Here is a 6,667-nt window from a genome sequence, read left to right as displayed (position 1 = left end):
TTTTATGGGCCCGGGGGCCGGTCCCGGGGCGTCCTCCCCACCCCTGGGGGGCCCCCCGGGCCGTCCCCCCCCCCCCCCCCCCGGGCGGGGGGGGGGCCCCCGGGGGGCCCCCCCCCCCCCACCGCCACTCCCCGTGGCGGGCCTATTCGGGCAAATCGCCTGGTTCGGGATCTAAGCACATGAATCCCCTGATTTCGCCGACGCGCCGCCGACATGCCCGAACGACCCGCGCGAACGCCGTAGACAGGACTCCCCGTTCCCCGCCCCTCCCGAGGAGTCCGGCATGACCATCGCCCCCGCCAAGCTCAGCGACCCGGCCGTCCGCGCCTTCGTCATCGCGATCAACGCGGGCGACCGCGACGCCTTCGCCGCCGCCCTGGCCCCCGGCGCGACCATGTCCGACGACGGCAGCGACCGCGACCTCGCCGACTGGACCGAGCGGGAGATCTTCTCCGTGAACGGCCGCATGGCCGTCCAGACCGAGTCGCACGACGGCCACGCCGTGGTCGCCGACTTCACCAACGACACCTGGGGCGCGATGCGCACCGCCTGGCGCTTCACCGTCGCCGGCGGGAAGATCAGCCGCTTCGACACCGGCCAGGCCTGAGCCCCGGCGGGCCCTACATCCCCAGCCCCAGACATCCCCGGACCGCGCGGATCAGGTTGCGCGACCGCACGTCCCCGGTGACGCCCGGCTGCATCCCGTTGGTGACGTACCCGAAACCGAGCCCCAGCTCCGGGTCGGCGAAGCCCAGCGACCCGCCCCGGCCCGGGTGGCCGAAGCTCGCCGGGGAGGCCATCGGCGCGGTCGGGCCGTGCCGCCAGAAGCCCAGCCCGAAGGTCGAGTTGACGATCAGCACCCGGTCCGGTCCGGACACCACCGGTCCGACCGCGCGGGCCAGCACCTCCGGGCCGAGCAGCGGCGGCAGCAGGGCGCCGGAGCCGTCCGGGCGGTCGGCCACGCCGATCAGGCCCGCGTAGAACCGGGCCACCGACCGGGCGGTGCCGATGCCGTTCGCACCGGGGATCTCGGCCGCCTGCACCGCCGGGTCGTTCATGTTCACCCCGGGCAGCACCGAGGCGAAGGCACGGGCGGTCAGCGACGTCGGGTCCTGGTAGGCGTCCCGGACGGACTGCTTGGGCCGCAGCCGCAGCCCGCTCGGCCCGGTCCGGGCCGCCTCCGGGGCGGGCAGGTCGACCAGCTTGCCGACCCGCGGTGCGGCGGCGGCCGGCAGGCCGATCCACAGGTCCAGCCCGAGCGGCCGGGCGATCTCCTCGGCGAAGTACTGTCCGACCGTACGACCGCTCGCCCGGCGCACCACCTCACCGACCAACCAGCCGAAGGTGTACGGGTGGTAGCCGTGCGCCGTCCCCGGCTCCCAGGCCGGCTCCTGCGCCGCCACCGCGGCCGCAGCCCGCTCCCAGGTCAGCACGTCCTCCAGCCGCAGCGGCACGTCCAGCGCCGGCACCCCGACCTGGTGCGACAGCAGCCAGCGCACCGGCACCGCGCCCTTGCCCGCCGCCGCGAACTCCGGCCAGTACGAGGCCACCGGCGCGTCCAGGTCGAGCCGGCCGCGCTCGGCCAGCAGCAATGCGGTGGCCGCGGTCAGGCCCTTGGTGACCGAGCGCAGCACCTGGGCGGTGTCCGCCGTCCACGGCACCGCGGGCGCGGGCCGCCCGCCCACCTCGGGCCGGGCGTCACCGCCCCACAGGTCGACCACCTTGCGGCCGCGCAGGTACAGCGCGAACGCCGCGCCCAGCTCGCCGTACTCGGCGAAGTTCCGTGCGAAGGCCTCCCGCACGGGCTCGAACCCCTCGGCCGTCTCGCCCCAGATCTCCACCACCATGCGCCGCCCTCCGCCCGTCCGTCACCACGTGTTCCGTCGATCCCGCGTTCGAAGCGGGCCCCGAAACCCTAACCTGACACCCATGACCAAGCCTGTGATCAAGCCCGTGACCAACCCCGCCGAAGAGCTGCTGGACGTCGTGGACGAGCAGGACCGGGTGATCGGGACGGCACTGCGCGGCGAGGTGTACCGGCGGGGGCTGACCCACCGCTGCGTCTTCATCCTGGTCCGCGACCCGGCCGGCCGGATCTTCGTCCACCGGCGCACCGACACCAAGCTGTTCGCCCCCGGCGCGTACGACATGTTCGTCGGCGGCGTGGTCGGCTCCGGCGAGACGTACGCCGAGGCCTCCGTCCGGGAGGCCGAGGAGGAGCTCGGCGTGCGGGGCATCGTCCCGCGCCCGCTGTTCAAGTTCCTGTACCGGGAGCCCGACGGCGGCAAGCTCTCCTGGTGGTGCGACATGTACGAGGCGGAGTGGGACGGCCCGGTCTCCCCGCAGGAGTCCGAGGTCGCCTGGCACACCTGGCTCACCCCCGCCGAGCTGGCCGACCGGCTGAGCCGCGACACCTTCGTCCCCGACGGCCTGGAGGCCTACCACCGCTACCTGGAGCTCCGCGCCGGGCAGGCCTGACGGGCGGCGCCGAGCGGGCCCGACGGGCGGCGCGGGCCGCCGGACGGGCGGCATGGGCGGTCGGAGCACCGCCGGATAGGCTGCGCGCATGGCCTCCCGTACGCCGTCGCCGACGGCCGACCGCGCAGCACGGACCGCCGCCGCACCCGACCGGGCGACGGCGGGAGAGCGGCCGCGCCGACGGCTGAGCGTGGACGAGCGGCGGGAGCAGCTGATCGCCGTGGCCCTGGAGCTGTTCAGCCGCCGGCCGCCGGAGGAGGTGTCGATCGACGACATCGCCGCCGCCGCGGGCGCCTCCCGACCGCTGGTCTACCACTACTTCCCGGGCAAGCAGGCCCTGTACGAGGCCTCGCTGCGGCGCGCCGGGCGGGAGCTCGCGGCACGCTTCGAGGAGCCGATGGAGGGGCCGCTGTCGGAGCGGCTGTACCGGGTGATGGGCCGCTACCTGGACTTCGTGCAGAGCCACGGGCCGGGCTTCGCCGCGCTGCTGCGGGGCGGCTCGGTGGCGGCCAGTGCGGGCACCTCGGCGGTGATCGACGAGGTGCGCCGGGCCGCGCACGACCAGATCCTCACCCACCTGGCCGTCCCCGCGCCGAGTGCCGGGCTGCGGCTGACCGTCCGGGCGTGGATCGCCAACGCCGAGATCACCTCGCTGGAGTGGCTGGCCGAGCGGTCCGTCCCGCTGGAGGAGCTGCAACTGCACCTGGTGCAGGAGTTCGTCGCCTCGCTCACCCTCACCGCCGCCCGGGAGCCCGCGCTCGCCGTCGAGCTGGCCTCCTTCTTCGCCGACGAGCGGCCCGACGGGCCGTCCGGGCGGCTGGTCCGGGACCTCGCCGGGCTGCTCGCCGTCCCGGGCATCCTGGACGCGCTCACCGCGCTGGCCGCCGGAACACCGACGGCGGGGGACGCGGCAGACCCTGCGGACGTGGCAAACGCGGCGGACGTGACCGCAGGAACCGTGGACGAAGGGTCCGCGCAGGCCACGCGGGGTCCGGCCGAGGCCCCAGTCGACTGATCATCGGGTGATCCTGCGGTTCGGTGACGACGGTGGGCTCTGATAGGAATGGGCGGGGACCTGACGGACCGCCGCCCGGGCGGGTCCGGTCCGACCCGAACCACCGACGGCAGACGGAGCAGAGCGGGGGGCTCACCAGTTGACCCAGGACGTCCAGTTCAGTGCGGAGGCCAACCCCTTCGCGGCAGCCGAGCAGGTCTGCGCGACCCTCGGCACGCTCACCGACGCCCTCTTCGACGAGCACACCTCGCGCCACCCGGCCGCCGCGCTGAGCGCCCCGGCACCGGCTGAACACCCTGCCGCCGAGGCGCTGTTCGGCCTGCCGCTGGCGCCCAACGGGCCGGTGCACGAGGCCCTCCACCGGCTCGGCACGGTGATCACCGCCGGAACGGCCCGGCCGGGCACCGGCGCCCGGGTCGCCGACCGGGTGACGACCGCGCTGCACGCCCGCTACGGCGGCGGGGCGGTGCGCGGCGCCATCGCCGACCGGGGCACCACCTCGGCCGCGCTGTTCCAGCTGCCGGTCACCGGCGAGTTCGCCGACGCCAAGCTCCGCCCGCCGTTCGCTCCGGCGCTGGCCGCGCTGGCGGCCGGGCAGCAGACCCGGCAACCGGTCGAACTGGCCACCGGTGCGGGCGCCGAGGTCCGGTTGGTCGTCCCGCCGGGCTTCCACCCGCTGACCTCCCCCGGCGGACCCGCCGGGGTCTCCGCCCGTACGCTCCCCGTGCTCCCCGTGCTCCCGGACGACGGCGCGGCCGCGGAGGCCGACGGCGCCGACCGGGCCACCGTGGCGGCGGCCGCCGAGCTGACCCGGCACCTGGCCGAGGTCGCCGAGGAGCTGTTCAGCGCCACCGGCCCGGAGCCGCGCCGCGACTTCGCGGTGGTCTCCGCGACCCTGACCGACCTGCTCCAGGACGCCGGGGTCCGCTACGCGGGCGTGTGCGCGCTGGACCTGGACGGGCGCGCCTCCGAGGCCGCCCTGGTCGTCTCGCTCGCCCGGCACCCACTGCCGATCACCGCACTCGCCACCGAGCTGGCCACCGTACGGCGGCACGCCGAGGTCTGGACGGTGCTGCTGCCCGCCGGGCCGGCCGCCGTCCTGGTCGAGGGCCGGACCGTCCCGGTGCCCGGGGCGCTGGCCGCCGACGGGCAGCGACGCTGGGTGGTCACCTCGGCCGTGCAGGCCTTCGTGCCGCTGCCGGACGGCGGAACGGTGCTCTGCGTCCAGTTGTCCACGGCCCGGCCGGAGGACTGGGAGCTGTACACGGAGGCGTTCGCGGAACTGCTGAAGAGCATCCAGTTCGGCTGGGACGGCGTGCCGCTCACGGCGGCGGTCACGGTCCCGACGGCCGCTGCCCCAACGGCCGCAGCGGCGACACCCGCCGCTCCGCCGACCGCCCCGGTGGCGGAGGAGCCGGTGGCGGCGCCGGCCGAGCAGCCGGTGCACCTGCGCGGCACCCCGGTGCGGATCCCGCCCGCCGACTTCAACCCCTTCGCGCCGGTCGCGGCGGAGGAGGCCGCGCAGGAAGCGGCGAAGGAGGCGGAGCCGGCCCGCCGCAAGGGCACCCCGGTGATGATCCCCCCGCCGGACTTCGACCCCTTCGGCATCTCCGGCCAGACCCCGACCCTCGACGCACCCTCCGCCCAGCCCGCCGGAGCCGCGGCGGCGCCGGACCCGTTCGGGACGACGCTCCCGGGTGAGCAGCAGCCCGACCCCTTCGGCACCACCGTCGCCGCCCAGGGCCCGGCCGTCCCGCCGCCGCCCTCCACGCCTCCGCTGATCCCTGCGCAGGCCGCCCCGGTGGACACCCCGGCGGCGCAGCAGGCGAAGGAGGCGGAGCCGACCCGTCGCAAGGGCACCCCGGTGATGATCCCCCCTCCGGACTTCGACCCCTTCGGCATCTCCGGCCAGACCCCCACCGCGGAGGAAGCGGGGGCGGGCGCCGAGGGCGGGGCCGACGCGGAGCCGGAGCACCGACCGTTCGGCTGACCACCCGCGCCCCGAGACCCGGGGAGCAGAGACGCGGGGAGCACAGCGGACAACCGACAGATGACAACTGACAGATTTCAGATGTTGTTCGCTGAAATCCGTCAGTTGTCATCTGTTCGCCGTCATCCGTCCGCCGTCCCGCTCCCCCGCGCGGCGATCAGCGCCCCCACCCCGTCCAGCATCCGCGCCAGCCCGAACTCGAACAGCGCCTCCAGGCTCATGTCGATCTCCGGCCCCCGGTTCAGCGCGTCGAACATCGGGAAGCGCTCCGGGTCCGCCATCAGCCGGTCGTGGTCCTCGTCGTCCAGCCGGTCCATCCACTCGTCCGCGGACATCCCGCTGTCCTGCTCGGCCTGCGCCTCCCGCTCGAAGTGGACGGCCAGCCCGCAGGTGAACGCCGCCAGGGTGACGGCGGCCTGGGCCACCTCCTCGCCGGTCAGCCCCACCCCCACCAGTGCCCCCATCGCCCGCTCGGTGTGCAGCGCCGCGTCCGGCGCCAGCACCGGCCGGGTGAAGGACATCGTGGACGCCAGCCACGGGTGGAGCCGGTAGATCCGCCACTGCAGCCGGGAGACCTCCTCCAGCCCCGCCCGCCAGTCCGACGCCCGCTCCGCGGGCAGCGGGTGCTCGCCGAAGACCCGGTCCATCATCAGCCGCAACAGCTCGTCCTTGCCCGGCACATGACGGTAGAGGGACATGGTCGCGACGCCCAGCTCGGTCGCGACCCGGCGCATCGACAGCGCCGCCAGGCCCTCGCGGTCGGCCACCCCCACCGCCGCCGCGACGATCCGCTCCCGGCCGAGCTCCCGCTCCCCACCCCGGCCCCGCCGCGCGCCTGCCGCACCCGCGGCACCTGTCGTACCCGCCGCACCGGCCGCCCGCCCAGCGGCAACGGCCGCACCAGCAGCGGACGTTGGAACAGCCGAGCCACCCGGCCCGGCCGCCACCACCGTCCCCACCCCCGGCACGGCCCGCACCAGTCCGTCCTCCCGCAGCCGGTTCAGCACCTTGGTGGCGGTGGCCATCGCCACGCCCCACTCCTGCATGATCCGCCGCGTCGAGGGCACCCGCGCGCCCGGCTTCAACTCCCCTGTCGTGATGCGGCGTCGAAGCTCGGCCGTGATCCGCTCCGAAGGCGTCCCGCTCTCCACCACAACACCACCACCCGCTCGACCCACCGCGCT

6 protein-coding genes are annotated in these 6,667 nt (G+C 75.6%); 4 read left to right on the top strand and 2 right to left on the bottom strand.

The genetic code is table 11. The features are described 5' to 3' along the window. The first annotated feature begins 283 nt into the window (after positions 1-283). A complete protein-coding gene (locus ACIP4P_RS34115) occupies positions 284-607 on the top strand; it encodes a nuclear transport factor 2 family protein (RefSeq protein ID WP_350512798.1) in 324 nt (107 codons plus the stop codon). 13 nt (positions 608-620) lie between these two features. Here ACIP4P_RS34115 and ACIP4P_RS34110 read toward each other — a convergent pair whose 3' ends face one another. After that, complete coding sequence (locus ACIP4P_RS34110) at positions 621-1,847, bottom strand: serine hydrolase domain-containing protein (RefSeq protein WP_400925136.1); 1,227 nt, start codon at positions 1,845-1,847, stop codon at positions 621-623. An 82-nt stretch (positions 1,848-1,929) separates the two neighbouring features. On the opposite strand from ACIP4P_RS34110, the gene ACIP4P_RS34105 reads away from it, so the two are divergent. From ACIP4P_RS34105 to ACIP4P_RS34095, 3 genes are all read left to right on the top strand, one after another. After that, a complete protein-coding gene (locus ACIP4P_RS34105; protein WP_400925134.1) occupies positions 1,930-2,478 on the top strand; it encodes an NUDIX hydrolase in 549 nt (182 codons plus the stop codon). Positions 2,479-2,662: 184 nt separating this feature from the next. Beyond that, the gene (locus tag ACIP4P_RS34100) at positions 2,663-3,493 is read left to right on the top strand and encodes a TetR/AcrR family transcriptional regulator (protein WP_400925189.1); all 831 of its coding nucleotides are present in this window, start codon (positions 2,663-2,665) and stop codon (positions 3,491-3,493) included. A gap of 139 nt (positions 3,494-3,632) precedes the next feature. Next, positions 3,633-5,483 (top strand): hypothetical protein, encoded by a 1,851-nt coding sequence (locus ACIP4P_RS34095; protein WP_400925132.1) that lies wholly within the window; start codon positions 3,633-3,635, stop codon positions 5,481-5,483. A 122-nt stretch (positions 5,484-5,605) separates the two neighbouring features. Here the strand turns inward: ACIP4P_RS34095 and ACIP4P_RS34090 are convergent, their stop codons facing one another. After that, positions 5,606-6,634: a TetR/AcrR family transcriptional regulator C-terminal domain-containing protein gene (locus ACIP4P_RS34090; protein ID WP_400925130.1), complete on the bottom strand. Its 1,029-nt coding sequence runs from the start codon at positions 6,632-6,634 to the stop codon at positions 5,606-5,608. Between the last annotated feature and the right edge of the window lie 33 nt (positions 6,635-6,667).

It is taken from the genome of Kitasatospora sp. NPDC089509 (genome assembly GCF_044749365.1).
GTDB lineage: Bacteria > Actinomycetota > Actinomycetes > Streptomycetales > Streptomycetaceae > Kitasatospora.
Note: the sequence above shows the minus strand (reverse complement) of the source record. Positions and strands in the feature narration are given on the sequence as shown.